This is a genomic window from uncultured Eubacterium sp. (assembly GCF_945980375.1).
GTDB lineage: Bacteria > Bacillota > Clostridia > Oscillospirales > Acutalibacteraceae > Eubacterium_R.
In genome coordinates this window covers 38734-56133 of the sequence record NZ_CAMFQO010000006.1, presented here as the reverse complement: position 1 = coordinate 56133, position 17400 = coordinate 38734, and the positions used below count along the sequence as shown (strand labels likewise).

Annotated in this window: 17 protein-coding genes; 5 read left to right on the top strand and 12 right to left on the bottom strand. The window is 41.2% G+C overall.

Going from position 1 to position 17400, the window contains the following annotated elements; translation table 11 throughout:
* Positions 1-11 precede the first annotated feature (11 nt).
* Both Q0P34_RS03340 and Q0P34_RS03335 read left to right on the top strand, forming a co-directional pair.
* Positions 12-1154 (top strand): glycoside hydrolase family 99-like domain-containing protein, encoded by a 1143-nt coding sequence (locus tag Q0P34_RS03340; protein ID WP_294952865.1) that lies wholly within the window; start codon positions 12-14, stop codon positions 1152-1154.
* 74 nt (positions 1155-1228) lie between these two features.
* A complete protein-coding gene (locus Q0P34_RS03335) occupies positions 1229-2635 on the top strand; it encodes an oligosaccharide flippase family protein (RefSeq protein ID WP_294952861.1) in 1407 nt (468 codons plus the stop codon).
* A 51-nt stretch (positions 2636-2686) separates the two neighbouring features.
* Here the strand turns inward: Q0P34_RS03335 and Q0P34_RS03330 are convergent, their stop codons facing one another.
* Complete coding sequence (locus Q0P34_RS03330; RefSeq protein ID WP_294952858.1) at positions 2687-3727, bottom strand: zinc ribbon domain-containing protein; 1041 nt, start codon at positions 3725-3727, stop codon at positions 2687-2689.
* A gap of 136 nt (positions 3728-3863) precedes the next feature.
* Between Q0P34_RS03330 and Q0P34_RS03325 the strand changes: the two genes are divergently transcribed.
* Positions 3864-4028, top strand: coding sequence for a FeoB-associated Cys-rich membrane protein (locus tag Q0P34_RS03325; RefSeq protein ID WP_294952855.1), 165 nt, complete (start codon positions 3864-3866; stop codon positions 4026-4028).
* A gap of 34 nt (positions 4029-4062) precedes the next feature.
* Here Q0P34_RS03325 and yfbR read toward each other — a convergent pair whose 3' ends face one another.
* The 11 genes from yfbR to prfB form a co-directional block, all read right to left on the bottom strand.
* Positions 4063-4653: a 5'-deoxynucleotidase gene (gene yfbR / locus Q0P34_RS03320; RefSeq protein ID WP_294952853.1), complete on the bottom strand. Its 591-nt coding sequence runs from the start codon at positions 4651-4653 to the stop codon at positions 4063-4065.
* Positions 4646-6436: an aspartate--tRNA ligase gene (gene aspS, locus Q0P34_RS03315; RefSeq protein WP_294952930.1), complete on the bottom strand. Its 1791-nt coding sequence runs from the start codon at positions 6434-6436 to the stop codon at positions 4646-4648. Before aspS ends, yfbR begins: the two co-directional genes overlap by 8 nt.
* Entirely contained in the window at positions 6429-7778 is a 1350-nt protein-coding gene (gene hisS, locus Q0P34_RS03310; protein ID WP_294952850.1) for a histidine--tRNA ligase, read from the bottom strand. Before hisS ends, aspS begins: the two co-directional genes overlap by 8 nt.
* Before the next feature lie 59 nt (positions 7779-7837).
* Positions 7838-8251, bottom strand: a complete 414-nt coding sequence (locus tag Q0P34_RS03305) for a methylglyoxal synthase (RefSeq protein ID WP_178668465.1) — start codon at positions 8249-8251, stop codon at positions 7838-7840.
* Positions 8252-8330: 79 nt separating this feature from the next.
* Positions 8331-10355 carry a penicillin-binding transpeptidase domain-containing protein gene (locus Q0P34_RS03300; RefSeq protein ID WP_294952846.1) on the bottom strand — a complete coding sequence of 675 codons (2025 nt, stop codon included), beginning with the start codon at positions 10353-10355 and terminating at the stop codon, positions 8331-8333.
* A gap of 42 nt (positions 10356-10397) precedes the next feature.
* Entirely contained in the window at positions 10398-10913 is a 516-nt protein-coding gene (mreD, locus tag Q0P34_RS03295; protein WP_294952843.1) for a rod shape-determining protein MreD, read from the bottom strand.
* 9 nt (positions 10914-10922) lie between these two features.
* Positions 10923-11756 carry a rod shape-determining protein MreC gene (gene mreC, locus Q0P34_RS03290; RefSeq protein ID WP_294952840.1) on the bottom strand — a complete coding sequence of 278 codons (834 nt, stop codon included), beginning with the start codon at positions 11754-11756 and terminating at the stop codon, positions 10923-10925.
* Between the two features lie 18 nt (positions 11757-11774).
* Positions 11775-12755 (bottom strand): rod shape-determining protein, encoded by a 981-nt coding sequence (locus Q0P34_RS03285; RefSeq protein ID WP_178668456.1) that lies wholly within the window; start codon positions 12753-12755, stop codon positions 11775-11777.
* A 111-nt stretch (positions 12756-12866) separates the two neighbouring features.
* Positions 12867-13001, bottom strand: coding sequence for a hypothetical protein (locus tag Q0P34_RS03280; protein WP_294952835.1), 135 nt, complete (start codon positions 12999-13001; stop codon positions 12867-12869).
* Positions 13002-13227: 226 nt separating this feature from the next.
* Positions 13228-14088 carry a polysaccharide deacetylase family protein gene (locus Q0P34_RS03275; RefSeq protein ID WP_294952833.1) on the bottom strand — a complete coding sequence of 287 codons (861 nt, stop codon included), beginning with the start codon at positions 14086-14088 and terminating at the stop codon, positions 13228-13230.
* A 69-nt stretch (positions 14089-14157) separates the two neighbouring features.
* On the bottom strand, positions 14158-15276 hold the full coding sequence (gene prfB / locus Q0P34_RS03270) for a peptide chain release factor 2 (protein WP_294952826.1): 1119 nt from the start codon (positions 15274-15276) through the stop codon (positions 14158-14160).
* Between the two features lie 150 nt (positions 15277-15426).
* On the opposite strand from prfB, the gene Q0P34_RS03265 reads away from it, so the two are divergent.
* Positions 15427-16785 (top strand): SLC13 family permease, encoded by a 1359-nt coding sequence (locus Q0P34_RS03265; RefSeq protein WP_294952824.1) that lies wholly within the window; start codon positions 15427-15429, stop codon positions 16783-16785.
* 12 nt (positions 16786-16797) lie between these two features.
* The gene (locus Q0P34_RS03260; protein WP_294952821.1) at positions 16798-17397 is read left to right on the top strand and encodes an AAA family ATPase; all 600 of its coding nucleotides are present in this window, start codon (positions 16798-16800) and stop codon (positions 17395-17397) included.
* The last annotated feature ends 3 nt before the right edge of the window (positions 17398-17400 follow it).

Here is a 17400-nt window from a genome sequence, read left to right as displayed (position 1 = left end):
GAGAATCATTAATGAGTAAAGCAAGAGTAATTGCATTATATTTACCGCAGTTTCATCCAACTCCCGAAAATGATAAATATTGGGGCAAGGGCTTTACCGAATGGACAAATGTTGCAAAGGCTACTCCCCTGTTCCGTAACCACTATCAACCAAGAATCCCTGCAGATTTAGGCTTTTACGATTTAAGACTGCCTGAAATCAGAGAGCAACAGGCTCAACTCGCAAAGGAAGCCGGAATTGAAGGCTTTTGCTATTGGCACTATTGGTTTGGCAACGGTGTGGAAACCCTGCAAATGCCATTTGATGAGGTTGTAAAAACAAAAAGCCCCAACTATCCGTTTTGCGTAGGCTGGGCTGTTCATGATTGGACAACAAAGACATGGGAAAAGGGCAATGCTCTTGCCAAGGATACAACAATTTTTAAGCAAACATTCCCCGGCGAAGAGGACGATGAAAGACATTTTTACAGATTACTCGACGCCTTTAAGGACGAAAGATACATTAAGGTTGACGGCAAGCTCCTTTTTGTTGTTATATCTCCTTACTTATTCCCAAGCTTTGAGCGTTTTAAGGAAAAGTGGAACTCTCTTGCAAGAGAAAATGGTATACCGGAATTTCATTTTGTGGGAGTAATTGAATCATTAGACCAAATTAACATGGAATCCATCAAGAATCTTGACAATACAGTTGACAAAACTATAGACAGCATTAAGGCACTCGGTGTTGATGCCGTCTGCACAATCGGTCAAAAATACGCAGAGGTAAAAGCACGAGGCTTTGCAAGGAGGATGCTTTTTGCAATATTAAGACGAATAGCACCCGGAAGTGTTATTGAAAAATATGATTATACCAAAATTGCAGAAAACATATACAGTCCCTCTGACAAACGCGAGGATGTTTATCCACAGCTTTTATCCGGATGGGACCGTTCTCCTCGCTCGGGAAGAAAGGCAACAATCTACTACAACAATACACCTAAAGCGTTTGAAAAATTGGCACACAACGCAATTGATGTTGTTAAAGAAAAGGAACCCGAGCACCGCATTTTGTTCCTAAATTCCTGGAACGAATGGGGCGAGGGTGCATATATGGAGCCCGACCTCAAATACGGCAAGGGTAAGATTGAGGCTTTGAAAAGAGTTTTAGAGGATTAAAGCTTGAACAGAACTATAAAGTTAACTTTATATCCGAAAATTATACGGTAAAAAACGAATGAGCATATTATAAAATGGACAACAGTAAACTAAAAAATGCATCTACATTATATCTAATAGGCAATTTCTTTAACAAAGGCATTGCCTTTTTGTCTGTACCTATTTTTACAAGATTGCTGTCCACAAGCGATTACGGAATTATTAATACCTATCAATCTTGGATAGGAATAGCGGTAATGATTATGGGCTATGCCCTGCATATGGGCATTTACAATTCATTTGTTGATTACAAGGACAAAACAGGAGAATATCTTTCCACGATATTAAAATTTACGCTTATATCAACTGCAGTAATAGTTCTTTTAGCCTGTTGTGTTGTTAAAATATTTAATATAAGCATACCTCTGTTTTTGATAGTAATGCTTCTTCTTCACGCAACCTCAATTGCAATATTAGATGATATAAGCTATTACCTAATGATGAAATATCAGTATGTAAAGCGAACGCTTCTTATGATTTTACCAAATCTTCTTTCGGTTTGCGTATCGATGATAATCATAAAATTTGTGTTGGACAGCAAGCTTTACTACGGTAGAATTTTTACAGACGCAATTACATGGATGGTATTTGCAGTAATAATTGTAATAGCATATGTAAAAAAAGGCGGAATAAACCGAGAATTTCTTAAGCACGGCTTGAAAATTTCTTTACCGTTAATTGTTCACGGTGCCACCCTCAGCATACTTTCCAATTCTGACAGAATAATGATAACATGGCTTGCCGATTCTTCACAATCAGGTATTTACAGCCTTGTATACAGCTTTGGCTCAATAGCTTATGCAATATATATTTCATTTGACGGAGTGTGGATGCCTTGGTTTATGAACAGCTTAGCTGAAAAAAAGCACAAGGAAATCAATTCTGTCACAAACGATTACACAAGATTCATAACATACATAATGTGCTGTCTGATAATTGTATCACCGGAGCTGCTAAAAATTTTGGCATCAAAGCCATATTGGGAAGGAATAAAAATTATTCCGTTGATTGTATTGGCAAACTTCTTATACTTTTTATACACACGATATTCAAACCTTGAGCATTTCTACAAAAAATCAACACAAATTACCTTGTTGACTGTTGTTGCAGCCGTGATAAATGTTGGATTAAACTTTTTACTAATACCAAAATTGGGATATGTTGCCGCCGCGTTCACAACAGTAATTGCCTATTTTGTAATCTTTATTTTACACAGCATATACTCAAAAACGCTTAATCCCGAGGTCTTGCATATAAAAAGCTTTATCCTTCCTTTAATTGAGGTTTTGATTGCCTGTGCATTATTCTATTTGTTATTAGACAAACCGATAATTCGCTGGGTGGGAATGCTTGTATATTTAGGAGTAGTAGCATATCTTGAGCGAAAAAAGATTGAAGAAATCCTGCTACCGAATATCAAAAAGAAAATATTTAAGAAATAATTATTTCAAAAGAAAAACCGTTCTTAAGGGTTGCTTAAGAACGGTTTGTTTTTATATTCCGAAGAAATCCTCGGCATTCTTTGTGCTGTTGTACTTTCTGGAGGTTAGCTTGTTGCTGCCCTGTGAGATGGTTTTGTTCTTTTTGTCAAGAGTAAACTCATCCTCCTCGCCGTCAGCCGTTTTGATTTTAAGCGTGTTACCGTCAATGCTGAACTCGCCTGAATTTGTGCTTACCTCCCAGCTTTCATCCCCAACCTTAACATAGTCTGTAGAGGTAAATTTGCCGTCACTTGTAAACTTAAACGCCGAAATACTGCGTGTATCATCCGCTGTATACGGCTTTGTGTACCAATAGCTATCATACAGATAAGCAACATCGCTTACATCGCCGTTTTCCTCCGACTCATACGGAGTTGTTGTTTCCTCAAGCTTTTGATCAAGCGAGTGGTCAAAGATTATATCGCTCGCATCGGTGTTTGTGCTGCCCTTAAAGTTAACGGTTTGATAGTAGGTATACCAATTATCATCACCTACAAACGAATACTTCATTTCAAAGGTGTAGGTATAATCGGCTTTTTCATCAAGATTAAGCTTGTCCATATCGAAGAAAATGCACCTAAAGGTTTTCTCAACATTTTGGGAATACTCGTAATCGCTTGAGATAAGCTGTGCCTTTTTTACATTCTTTTCGTTTACCTCGCCGTCGTAAAGATTTACGCCCTGAATGAACTCAACAACAGATGAATCGTCAATTCCGACATAAAGCACCTGCTCATCATCATTGATGACGCCTGTACCCGATGTAAACGAAAGCTCCGGCTTGTCCCTCATACTTTCTATACCGTAAAACACAAAATATGATGCTACACCCGACCCGATAATTACAGCAAGGGAAATCAAAACAAGCATTGCTCTTGTAATCGGCTTGGGCTTTCTTTTTCTGTTGTTATCCCTGTTGGAATATACATCCTGAAAAACGTTATCCTGATTGGTGAGCAGTACGTAATCAGAATCCTTATTAACCACTGCTCCACAGTTTGTACAGATGCTTGAGTCCTTCTCTACCCCTGCACCGCAATTTTTACATTTCATAATATTCTCCTGAACCTTTAATATAAAATTACTATATATTTTTTGTCCCTGCTTGTCAACACAATAAGCAAAATGTTAAAAATAAGTTGACAATTACTCCGCTTTTGATTACCATAAAAGTGGACGGAGATGTGCTATGATAGATTTTATAATACAAAACAAAGGCACAATTATTGTGCTGATAATTCTTACAATTTCAATTACTCTTGCAATTATTAAAATGAAAAAGAAAAAGGGCTGTGCAGGCGGGTGCGGCGGATGCACTGCATATGATTGTCCGCATAGGAATAACCCAAAATAAAAAACTTGGATGCGAAAAATCACATCCAAGTTTTTTATTTTGTATGCTCGTCGAGAGTTAAATAATACGATTTCAAAAAATGCTCGGAGAAGAATTTTACCTCCGGGATATCTATATCGGCAATTTTTTGCTCCTGTGCCTTAAGGGCAATATCAAATTCCCTATTGCCCATTCTGTTTTCCTCAATACATTTGATAAGAGCACTGATTTTATCAGCAGCCTTAACCAATAGCCAAAGCTCCCTATCCTCCTCGCTATGCTCAAACATTGGCTCATAATCAGCCTTGTATTCATCAGGTAGCATAGAAAGCAGTCGCTGTCCTGCGACAGACTCAATTTTCTTATACACGCTCTTTATCTCGTCATTATAATACTTAACAGGTGTTGGCATATCACCGGTAATAACCTCTGTTGTATCGTGGTACAAGGCAAGCACGGCAACACGATTTTCATCATAATCCTTACCGAATTCCCTTTTGCCGATAAGTGCAAGAGCATGAGCAATTACTGCAACGCTGTGGCTGTGCTCTGCAATATTTTCCTTTTGAGTATTTGGCATCAATGCCCAACGGTCAATATATTTCATTCTATTGACCATTGCAAAAAAGTTGTAATTATCACTCATTATTTTCACTCGCCTTTAAGTCAATTCCGAGTTCATCAAGCTGAATATTATCAATATACGACGGAGCACCGCTCATAAGCTCGCTTGCATTTTGTACTTTAGGGAACGCAACAACATCACGCAATGAATCTGCACCGCAGATGAGCATTGCAAGTCTGTCAAGTCCTATACCCATACCGCCGTGAGGTGGTGCCGCGTAATGATAAGCATCTACAAGGAAGCCGAACTTTGCGTCGATTTCCTCCTGCTCCATACCCAAAAGCTCAAACATCTTTGTTTGAAGCTCACAATCAGTAATTCTCATTGAGCCCGATGAAAGCTCTGTGCCGTTAAGAACAAGGTCAAACGCCTGTGCCTTTACCTTTGATTTGTCGGTATCAAGGTACTGAATACTCTCCTCCATAGGCATAGTAAACGGATGGTGAGCGGCAACCCACTCGCCCGTGTCCTCATCCATTTCAAAGAAAGGCATTTCTGTAATCCACAGATAATTCCACTTGCCCTCAGGGATAATATCAAGCTCCTTGGCAACCGTAAGACGAAGACCACCCATAATTGTAAGAGCCTTGCGTGTCTTGTCGCTGACGATAAACACAACGTCTCCCTGCTGTGCACCAAGCTGTTCAATAAGAGCTTCCAGTTCGCCGTCCTTAAGGAACTTTGCAAAGGAGCAGTTTGGCTCCTCGTCTGCCCAACGGATATAAGCAAGACCCTTTGCACCGATACCCTTTGCATATTCGGTAAGCTTGTCAATCTTCTTTCTTGTATAAACAGAAGCGGCATTTCTTGCAACGATAGCCTTAACGGCACCACCGTCAGCAATAGCGCTCTTAAACACAACAAAATCGGTTTTGTCTGCCCAATCGGAAATGTCCTCAATAAGCATATCAAAACGGGTATCAGGCTTATCTGAGCCGTACTTGTTCATAGCATCGGCAAAGGTCATACGAGGAAGCGGTGCATCTATCTCAACATTAATCGTTTCCTTCATAAGCCTTGAGATAAAGCCCTCTGCCATATCCATAATATCATCACAGTCAACAAAGCTCATCTCAAGGTCAATTTGAGTAAACTCAGGCTGACGGTCGGCACGCAAATCCTCGTCCCTAAAGCAACGCGCAAGCTGAATGTATCTGTCAAAGCCTGCAATCATTGTAAGCTGCTTATATATCTGCGGTGACTGTGGCAAAGCGTAAAACTTGCCGTTGTGAATACGAGACGGAACAACATAGTCACGCGCACCCTCAGGTGTTGACTTAATCATCATAGGTGTCTCAATCTCGATAAAATCATTATCATAAAAATACTCTCTTGCGATTTTTGCAATCTTATGGCGCATAAGAATATTCTTTGTAAGCTTTTCGTTACGCAGATTAAGGTATCTGTACTTGAGCGTGGTTTCGTCGCCAACCTTCTCGCTCTTTTCAATTTCGAAGGGAGGAGTTTTTGCCTTTGAAACGATACGAAAATCTGTTACGATAATCTCAATATCACCTGTCGGGATATCCTTATTCTTGCTTTCTCTTTCTGCAACAACACCCGTAGCGGCAACAACAAATTCACTTCTTACAGACTGTGCGGCTGCAAAAATCTCTCTGTCGGTTTGGTCATTAAACGAAAGCTGGATTATTCCTGTTCTGTCACGCAGGTCAATAAAAATGAGGTTGCCCAAATCTCTTTGACGCTGTACCCAACCGAAAACGGTAATAGTTTGTCCGACATTATTAATATCAAATCTTGCACAATAATCGGTACGCTTCATACCCTTAATTGAATTAGTCATCATTTTGCCCTCCGAGAAACAGTGAATTAAAATCAAAGGCCTCGCCGTTGATTTCCAAATCCTTAAGCTGACTGTCAAGAGTAATGCTGTAATAGCCGGAAACAAAGGTTTCAAGGCTGATTTCGCTTTGCTCACCCGTAGCCATATCCTTAAGAATTGCAGTTTTTGTATCTACCTCATTGTCGCCGATAACAACATTATACTTTGCATTGCACTTGTCGGCATACTTCATCTGTGCCCTTAAGGACCTGCCGTTAAGGTCATAAACAACGCTGTAACCCTCATCGCGCATATCCTTTGCAATTTCAATAGCCTTAAGTGTTGCCTTGTCGCCCATAGCAACGATAAACAAATCAGGGCGTGACGGCTCAGGAAATTCGCATCCCTGTGCCTCCATAACAAGCTGTAATCTTTCAAGCCCCATACCGAAGCCAAGCGACGGAGTGTGCTGACCGCCAAGCTCCTCAATAAGCCCGTCATATCTTCCGCCACCGCATACAGTTCCCTGCGAGCCGATAGAATCGGACACAAATTCAAACACGGTTTTTGTGTAATAATCAAGACCTCTTACAATTTGAGGATTAACGATATACTCAATGTTTGAAGCGTCAAGATAGCTTTTTGTTTTTTCAAAATGCTCCCTGCACTCGTCGCAAAGATAATCAAGAACAACAGGTGCATCCTTGGCAATCTCGCTGCAAACCGGACTTTTGCAATCCAAAATCCTCATAGGATTTCTATCAAGACGGTCACGACAGGTATCGCAAAGCTCATCTATCCTTGATGTAAAGTATTCCTTGAGTGCCTTGTGATATTCCGCACGGCACTTTGGACAACCGATAGAATTAATCTCGAGGTGCAAATCCTTAACGCCGAGCTCATCAAAAATTTGCTTTGCAAGTGCAATCATCTCGGCATCTGCAAGCGGTGACGCTGCACCAAAGCATTCTATACCGAACTGGTGGAACTCACGAAGCCTACCCGTCTGCGGCTTTTCGTATCTGTAACACGACGTAAGATAACAAATCTTCTGCGGCAATGCTTCGTTTGACAAACCGTTTTCCAAAAATGACCTTGCCGCACCTGCTGTACCCTCGGGACGCAAGGTAATTGAACGACCGCCCTTGTCATCAAAGGTGTACATCTCCTTTTGAACAACATCGGTTGTATCGCCGACACCTCTTTGGAACAATTCGGTATGCTCAAAAACAGGTGTTCTCATTTCTTTATATCCAAAATTTTCGGCAACGCCGAGACAGGTTGCCTCTATGTATTGATTTTTGTAGGACTCTGATGGCAAAACATCCTTTGTGCCCTTTATTGCTTTTGTAATAAGTGCCATATTTTCTCTCCTATATACAGTTATTGAGGTGGAAGAAAACTTCCACCTCACAAAGCAGTTTATTTTTGATTATATCGTGGATTAACAATTTCTCTCCACTCAAAGTCACCGCGCTCAACGCCTCTGATAAGAGCCTCCGCTGTGGCAATATTTGTTGCAAAAGGTATATTATGAACATCGCAAAGGCGCAACAAATCGTTGTCGTTTGGCTCGTGAGGCTTTGGATTAAGTGGGTCTCTAAAGAAAATTAAAAGGTCGATTTCGTTGCAGGCAATACGGCTCGCGATCTGCTGGCCTCCACCCTGAGAGCCACTCAAAAAGCAATTAATATCAAGACCGGTTGCTTCCTTAACAAGCTTGCCTGTTGTGCCGGTTGCACAAACATCGTGACGGCTGATAATACCGCAATATGCAATACAAAACTGAACTAACAATTCTTTTTTTGCATCGTGTGCTATAAGTGCTATATTCATACTCCCTAACCTACCTTTTCTAATATATAGTAATATAATAACATATTACAACTATTGGAAGATTTTTTCAAGATTTTTTTTACAAAAGTACAGAATCCTTCTGCGCCTTTTCCTCTTTGTCATTGTTGCTGTAATAGTAATCTATAATCGACGCGGTGATTTCTGCGGTTGAAGAACCTGAGCCTGCCGTTTCAATGGCAGAGCCGATGCTTATTTCCGGGTTATCATAAGGAGCATAGGTAATAAGAAAGCCGTTATTGTGCTTTACGCCGTTAACAACTACCTGTGATGTACCCGTTTTACAAGCGGTTTTAACCTTAAGCTTATTGAATATTCTGTTCGGTCCGCCATACAGAGAAACCCTGCGCATACCTTCACGAACGGTTTTGAATGTTTTTTCGCTGATACCCGTTTCCTCTTCAACGGTTATGCCCGTTTCGTTAACTGCTCCGGTATCCGATGAAATCTTTGATTTAACAAAATGAAGCTTATAGCGAGTACCTCCGTTTGCGATAACTGCACAATAGTTTGCAAGCTGAAGCGGAGTAAGCAAATTATCAGACTGACCGATGGCACATTGGATGGTATCACCCGGTCGCCAGGTCATATCAAATCTTTTTCTGTATTCCGGTCCTGCCATAATACCCTTTGACTCCGGAATTTCCACGCCTGTTTTTTGACCAAGGCCAAACATCTTTCCGTACTTATTCATACGGTCAATACCAAGAAGCTTTGCAGTGTTGTAATAAAATACATTGCATGAATGTTGAAGCGCATCCTCAACATTTACCCCTCCGTGAGTGCCGGTGCACTTGAAGGTCATATCGGAAATCTTAAAATACTTGTTGCAGTAAAAATAAGTGTCGTCCGTAATAACGCCCTCCTCAAGACCGGCAACCGACATCAAAGGCTTAAAGGTTGATCCGGGAGCAAACGCACCCATTGCAAATCGGTTGTACAATGGCTTCTTACTGCTTGAGGCAAGCTTTTGATAATCGCTGTAATATTCGTTCAAATTAAATGTAGGATAGTTTGCGGCTGTTAGTATTTCTCCGCTGTGAACATCCTCTACAACAACCGCACCGGTTGCAATGCCGGAGGTTTTAATACAAATAGCCCGCAGCTTGTTTTCGGCAATCTTTTGCATATCCTTGTCGATGGTGAGAACTATTGTGTCACCCTGAACAGGCTCCTTTGTAATGGTTTCGGTAACATTTCCCTGCGTATCAATGGTAATGGTTTTTTCCCCCGGAATACCGCGCAAATCAGCCTCGCATGCCTTTTCAATGCCCGACTCACCGATTTCATCGTTTATTCCGTAGCCCTCATCCTTCAGCTCGGCATATTCCTCGGCATTAATCTTTCGTACCGTTCCTATAATGTGAGCGGCAAGGGTCGGGTCGGTATATGAGCGATAAGCAACAACCTGAACGTCTGCACCCAAGAAGCCTTGCCTATCCTCCTTAATTTGAGCAACGGTTTTGTCCTTAACATCATCTGCAATGGTTACGGGATTCGAAACCGAAAACAAGCACCTTGTAAGCTCATATCTGATATTGCCGATTGCAAGTGCGGTTTTAACATCATATTTCTCAAGTCCGTATTTTTCAACCATTGCGTCAAAGCAGTTCTGTGCGGTTGCATACGACTGAAGATTGAACATATCCTTGCTTTTCATAATTCTTATGGCAGACTCGTATTCCTTATCGTCCTTTTTGGTAAAGAATTTTATCTTGCCGTTTTTTCCAAGCTTGAGAGGAAGATTGTGAACATATTCCTCTTTATTTTTATTAAAGAGGTTAATAAGATTTAGAATAATGGCGTTACGTGCATCGTTATCCTTTGCACTTGGAAAGTAGGCAGCATCAAGAATAATGCTGTTGCCCTTTCTGTTAGTTACAAGAACGTTACCGTTACGGTCAACAATCTCTCCTCGAGCCGCCTCTATTGATACGGTATAGGTTTGGACAGCATTGCTTTGAGCAACATAAAGCTCGTTGTTTTTTATCTGGATGTTGTACAAATCCGCAACAAAGCCAACAAGCACAGCAAGCGCAAGCAAAACAGCAATGACCGTTCTTGTACTTTTATATCTGTCGCCCACAGCAAATTCTCCTTTCCAAAATTTATAACGGCATAGACTAATTTAAGATTTATTAAGCCTTTTCCTAAGCGGAACAAGCAAAAGATTAAGAGGTAATGCCACAACACAGGTGTATACAAACGACGGCAGGTAAAACCCAATCAGCGAGGAAACTGCACCGTCACCACCCTTAAATGCAACAAACAGCACCCAATAAAGCACGCAATAAAGCAGGGTGAATATTACTGCACCGACATATCCAACCCAATAGGTTGCTCTGAACAACCTATTCACAAGCAATGCCGAAACGTAGCAGGCAAGCATTATATAAATACTGTTAAAGCCCATATGATGTGCAGACACGCAATCCCACAGCAGTCCTGCAAAAAGACCAAGCAACGCTGCCGATTTTTCGTCCTCATCAAGAGAAAGCAAAACGGCAACAGGCACAAGCAAAAAGCACCTTGCCTCACCTATTTGCAGGAACAGGCCTGATACATTCTGCAGCAATGCACAAATTGCAATAATTACGGCATAAACGCAATATTTAATTGTTCTTTCGCGTTTTGACAGTTCCATAAGGCTTCCTTATTTTTTATAATTTGTCAGCACAAAGCAGGTGTTGATGCCTTCAATTTGAGTGCCGGGCGTGATGATAGCATATGACGAAATATCTGTTGACTCGTCAGCAATCTCATCAACAGTGCCTATAATAAGTCCCTTTGGCACAGTACCGCCCACACCTGCAGTACAGATAATCGACTCGTTTGTAATTTTTGTTGAGGCATCAAGGTTTGCCATCTTGCATTTATTTTCCTTGGCAAGCTTGGCGTTGCCCGTTACATACGAAATCTCGTTTGAAATAATTTCATAAGCAGAAACGCTTAAATCAGGGTCAAGAATGGTTTTTACAACACTGTATGTGGGATATGCCTTGTCAACAATTCCAACAAGATACTTGCCGTACATTACGGCATCGCCCGCACTTACACCCGAGGCAGTGCCCTTCGATATAGAAAAGGATTTGTAAATATCCGCACTGTCCCTGCCTATAACCGATGCCTCCACAAATTCAAAATCGGGATTTTCCTCCTTGACACCGAGAAATTCCTTGTAAAGCTCATTCTGTCTTTTTAGATTTTCGTAATCTACAAGCTGTGATTGCAAATCGCCTACCTGCTTTTGAAGCTTTCCTATTTCCTTTTCATATTGGCTGTTACCGCTTACATTACCGGCAATACTGTCTATGCCGTCTGACACCTTTTGAGCCACATAATGAGCAGGATAAAACACCGTGCCTACTATTGTTGACTGTGCGGTTTCGCCGTGACCGTTAGCCGCTGCAATCAATGCACCGATAAGAAACACCCCTATAATGCCCACAACAAGCTTAAACGGCTTTGAACTAAATATATTTTTCATACAACTTCTCTTCTGAATTTATTTTGCCTGACGGAGCTTAATTGATGTGCCGAGTGCAACACAATCATTTGAATTCTCAGGCACTATGATTGGGATACGGATTTCGTTTTCTATCAAATCACGAAGCCCCCTAAGCTGACTTGCAGCACCTGTAAGATAAATACCTCTGTCGATAATATCAGCCGCAAGCTCCGGAAGAGTAACCTCAAGCGTCTCCTTGATTGCTGAAATAATCTGTGACACAGGCTCCTCAAGCACTGCGCGTATATCTGCAGATGTAACCTCAACACTGCCCGGAAGTCCGTCAGCAAGGTTGCGTCCTCTAACCTCCATTGCAGCCTCACCGTCATACTCCATAGCAGAGCCGATCTTTAGCTTAATATCCTCGGCTGTTCGTTCGCCAATAAGGAGGTTATGCTCCCTGCGCATATATGTTACGATTGCATCATCCATTGCCTCACCGCCAACCTTAATGCTGTTACAACAGGCAATACCGCCAAGAGAAATAACGGCCACATCGGTTGTACCGCCGCCGATGTCAATAATCATTGATCCTGTTGCCTCGTAAACAGGAAGCCCTGCTCCGAGAGCAGCCGCCATAGATTCCTCAATAAGCTCAACATCCTGCGCACCTGCCGAACGTACAGCGTCCTCAACTGCCCTGCGCTCTACCTCGGTAACGTCGGACGGAACGCATACAACCACTCTTGTTTTTGTAAAAACATTACGGGAGGTTGAACGGTCCATAAAATCGTGAAGCATATCGGCTGTCATATCAAAATCCGCAATAACGCCTGCCTTCATAGGACGCACGGCTACAATTGAGCCCGGAGTTCTGCCAATCATATTTTTTGCCTCATTGCCTGTTGCAAGAACACGCTTTGACTTTACGTCAACTGCAACAACCGACGGCTCATTAATTATGATGTGGCCCTTTTTATCTGTAACCTTGGTGTTAGACGTTCCAAGGTCGATGCCTATATCTCTTGAAAAAAGCATATGTATACCCGCTTTCATAATATTTACTGTAATTTTATATTATATATTATAGTGCAGGCAATCTCAACCATATTTTGAAAATTTAATAATTTTGTCAAATTTTTCATCCCCTCAGTCGTCATAAATTTCGATATGCTGGTAGACTGTTGAGAAATGGAGCTGAATTTCGCATTTTGCGAGGGAAGATGTACTTCGTCCAAACATATTACGCATAGAACAAAACGCAGTTTTGTAATTATGCTTCATATGTTTCTCCTCTTCCCAACAAACTAAAGCTTGTTGGGAACCCTGATTTCTCGACCGAGCAAAAGGCGAAAAACGCCAAAAGCGGCTTAGATTCGATGTCTAAGCCGCTTTTACAATCCCTCCGAGTGCGATAAATCGCACCCACCTCCCTTTACACAAGTGAGGCTCAAATCGGTTTGTTTTATTTATATGGCGTGTTTCAGCCCACTTTATCGACAGTCTAAGTCTAAACATTTGTTGTAAATGTATAGCCCTGCTTTTCAATATCATCAATAACCTTGCCGAGAATATTGGCATTTGTGGCGCTGACTGCGTGAAGCAAAATTATCTCACCGGGATGTGTGCTTTCACAAATACGGGTAAAGGCTATTGATTCGTCAATTTGATTTGAGGTATCCCAATCGGCATAGGCAAAGCTCCAAAACACAGAGGTGTAACCCAAGTCCTTTACAATTTGCGCAGAACGCTCCGAGAACTCTCCCTTTGGAAATCGAAAATAACTCATAGTATAATCGTGTTTTTCTTTAATATAGTTGTGCAGGAAGGTAACCTCCTGTCTTGCAACATCATCACTAACCTCGTCCATGGAATAGTGGCGATAGGTATGATTGCCGACAACATGGCCTTCCTTTATCATCCTGTTGATAAGCTCGGGATTTTGCGATGCAAAGTCATAGGTAACAAAGAAAATTGCCTTGACCTGCTTTTCCTTAAGAGTATCCAAAATCTGCGGAGTATAGCCGTTTTCGTATCCCTCATCAAAGGTTAGGCACACCTGATTTTCATTTTTCAAAAGCCATCTTGCGTTCATTGATTCATACTGCTTTTGAAGCAATAAAGGGTCATTTGGTTGCTTGTGGTCAACAATGTTTCCCGGTCCCCAAATAATCTTTTGCGTGCTTAATGAATCTAACCCCGCAACTGCCTTTGCCGTTGGAGATGTAGTGGTTTTTGTTTCGGTTTGAGTTGAAGAATTATTACCGTTTGTATTAGATTGAGTTGTGGTGTCACCGTCATCAAGCGGTCTTGCGCAGCCGAAAAGAAAGCAAAGACACATAAATAACGGCACTATTTTTTTGATTTTCATAATAAAAAGCCTCCCAAGCTTATTTTTTGCTTAAGAGGCATTTTTAGCATTGTAAAAATTTTGATAAAATTAATTTTCGGCTGCTTCAAGGCTTTTCATTTTGAGATAAGCATTGATAAATCCGTCAAGGTCACCGTCCATAACAGCTGTAATGTTACCCATTTCAAAGCCGGTTCTGTGGTCCTTAACCATTGTGTAAGGCATAAATACATAAGAGCGAATTTGACTGCCCCAGGCAATTTCCTTTTGGTCGCCCTTGATGTCTTCAATCTTTTCAAGATTTTCTCTTTCCTTAATTTCAACAAGCTTTGATTTAAGCATAAGCATAGCCATTTCTCTGTTTTGGTGCTGTGAACGCTCCACCTGACATGAAACAACAATGCCCGTAGGGATATGAGTAAGGCGAACAGCGGATGAGGTTTTATTAACCTTTTGACCGCCCGCACCGGAAGCACGATAAACATCCATCTTGATGTCCTCTTCTCTAATCTCTACATTCACGTCAGAGTCAATTTCAGGCATAACCTCAAGGGATGCAAACGAGGTGTGTCTGCGACCTGATGAATCAAACGGAGAAACACGAACAAGACGGTGTATTCCCATTTCACCATGGAGGTAGCCATATGCGTTTTCGCCCTCAATACGAATGGTTGCACTCTTAATACCTGCAACATCACCCTCAAGATAATCAAGGGTTGACACCTTAAATCCCTTTCTTTCACCCCAACGGTTGTACATACGGAAAAGCATTTCTGCCCAATCCTGCGCCTCTGTTCCGCCTGCTCCTGCGTGAAAGGTAAGAATTGCGTTATTGTCATCAAATTCGCCTGAAAGCAGAGTTGAAAGGGTTAATGATTCAATCCTGTTTTCAATATCCTCTACCGACTGTGTGCAATCCCCAACAAGAGTTTCATCGCCCTCCTCGTCGGCAAGCTCAATCATAACCAATGCGTCGTCAAAATCTGCCTTAAGGCTTTCGTAAGACGCAATCTTTGCCTTTAGTGAGCCGATTTTTTGCATAACCTTTTGGCTGTTTTCCATATCGTCCCAAAAGTCAGGAGCGGCACTTTGATGTTCAAGCTCTTCAACCTGCACCTTAAGATTATCAATATCAAGTGCTTCCTTAAGGTTTGCGATAGGCTCCTCGGACTGCATAAGCCTTTGGCTTAATTCTTCAAACTCTATCATAAAAAACTCCTAAATGCTAATAATTACCATATATCACGATTTTATATTATATATTATTATTCACCTTTTTTCAAGTAAAAATATGGGGGTTGAAAAAGAAAATAATTAATAATATAATTAAAATGAAATAAACAAAAAAGAGGTACTGTTATGACTGCACAAATCATTGCTGTAATAATCTTTGCACTTATGTTTGTAATGATTATTATTGACAAAATTCCGCGCCATATTGTTACGCTTGGCTGTGGACTCGCAACAATCGGAATTGTATTTGCAGCTTGTATGAAAAGTACAGACGCAATTACGCAAACCCTAAATATCAAAAGCATTTTCACTCCTGATTTTTGGATTGTATCCGGTCAGGCAGAGGAAAGCTCAAGCGGTATCAACTGGGCCACAATCATATTCATTGCGGGTATGATGGTTATGGTTGAGGGTATGGCAAGAGCCGGATTTTTCCGTTGGCTCTGCCTTACCATAGCAAAGGCTGTTAAATACAAGGTTATGCCTATTCTTGTAACCTTTATGCTTATGAGTGCCGTGCTTTCAATGTTTATTGACAGCATTACCGTAATCCTGTTTTTAGCTGCCGTCACAGTTGAATTATCTCAGCTTTTGAAATTCAACCCCGTACCAATGGTGCTATCTGAAATATTCTGTGCGAACCTCGGCGGCTCGGCAACAATGTGCGGAGACCCTCCAAACATCATCATCGGCACAGCACTTGGATACAGCTTTGCGGACTTTTTAACAAACACAGGTCTTATTGCAGGCATAGCTCTTGTGTTTATCATAATTTTCTTCTACTTTGTATTCAAAAAAGAATTGAGTGCAAATCAAAGTGCAGAGGTTGACCCGTCTACATATCCTAATCCGTCCGAGGCTATCGAAAACAAAAAGGATTTTATCATCAGCACTATCATATTTATAATTGCCGTTGTGTTGCTTGTAACACACGCTCAAACAGGCTTAACTGTTGCATTTATCGGTGTAGCAATAGCTATTATAACACTTATTACATCAGTTAAGCACATCGGCTACATAATAAAAAGAGTTGATTACAAAACGCTTTTATTCTTTATCGGATTGTTTATCGTGGTCGGCGGACTTGAGCAAACAGGTGTTTTGGAAATTATTGCAGGATTTATCGAAAAAATTTGCGGTGGCAATGTATTCGCTATGGTGCTTATCATTATGTGTGTATCTGCTATTGCAAGTGCATTTGTGGACAATATTCCGTTTGCCGCAACAATGGTGCCTGTTATCAAAACCCTTGCGGCAACAACTCCGGGTGCCGAGCTTTCCGTGCTTGCATACGCTCTTTCTGTCGGCACGGACATTGGCGGCAGTGCAACACCAATCGGTGCATCCGCTAACGTTGTGGGAACATCGGTTATATCAAAGGCAGGTCATCCTGTCGGCTGGGGCAAGTATTGCAAATCTGCAATCCCTGCAACAGCAATAGTGTTAACAATAGCAATGATAGTAATTAAGCTTAGATATTTTTAAGAGGTGATACCTATGACAAAGCAAATTATAATTACAATAGACAGAGAATACGGCTCCGGAGGACGATACATTTCAAATGTTTTGTCAAAGCTTTACGGGATTAATGTATACGGCCATAATATGCTGAGCTTAATTGCACAGGAAAAGGGACTGAACCTTGATGAGCTGAAAAAGTTTGACGAAAAGAAAAGGAACATTTGGTTTACACGTTCAGTAGACGGATTCAGCAATTCTCCCGAGGACAATGTTGCACAGATGCAATTTGATTTTCTTAAGGAAAAAGCAGACGCAGGAGAATCCTTTATTGCACTTGGAAGATGCGGAAATTATATACTTAGAGATTACAGCAATGTCGTACGAATTTTCATAACCGGTGACCTTGAAAAAAGGATAGAGCGAATTGCCGAAACAAAGGAGATGTCGCTTGCAAAGGCAGAGGTATTTGTTGAAAAGGAAAACAAAATCCGCAAAAACTACCACAACTATTATTCAAAGCAAAAGTGGGGCGACTCCCGCCACTACGACCTAATAGTAAACGCAAGCAAAATCGGATTAGACAACGCAGTTGAGGTAATCGATCGATACATCAAAAGCACAGAAAATTACATATAATGA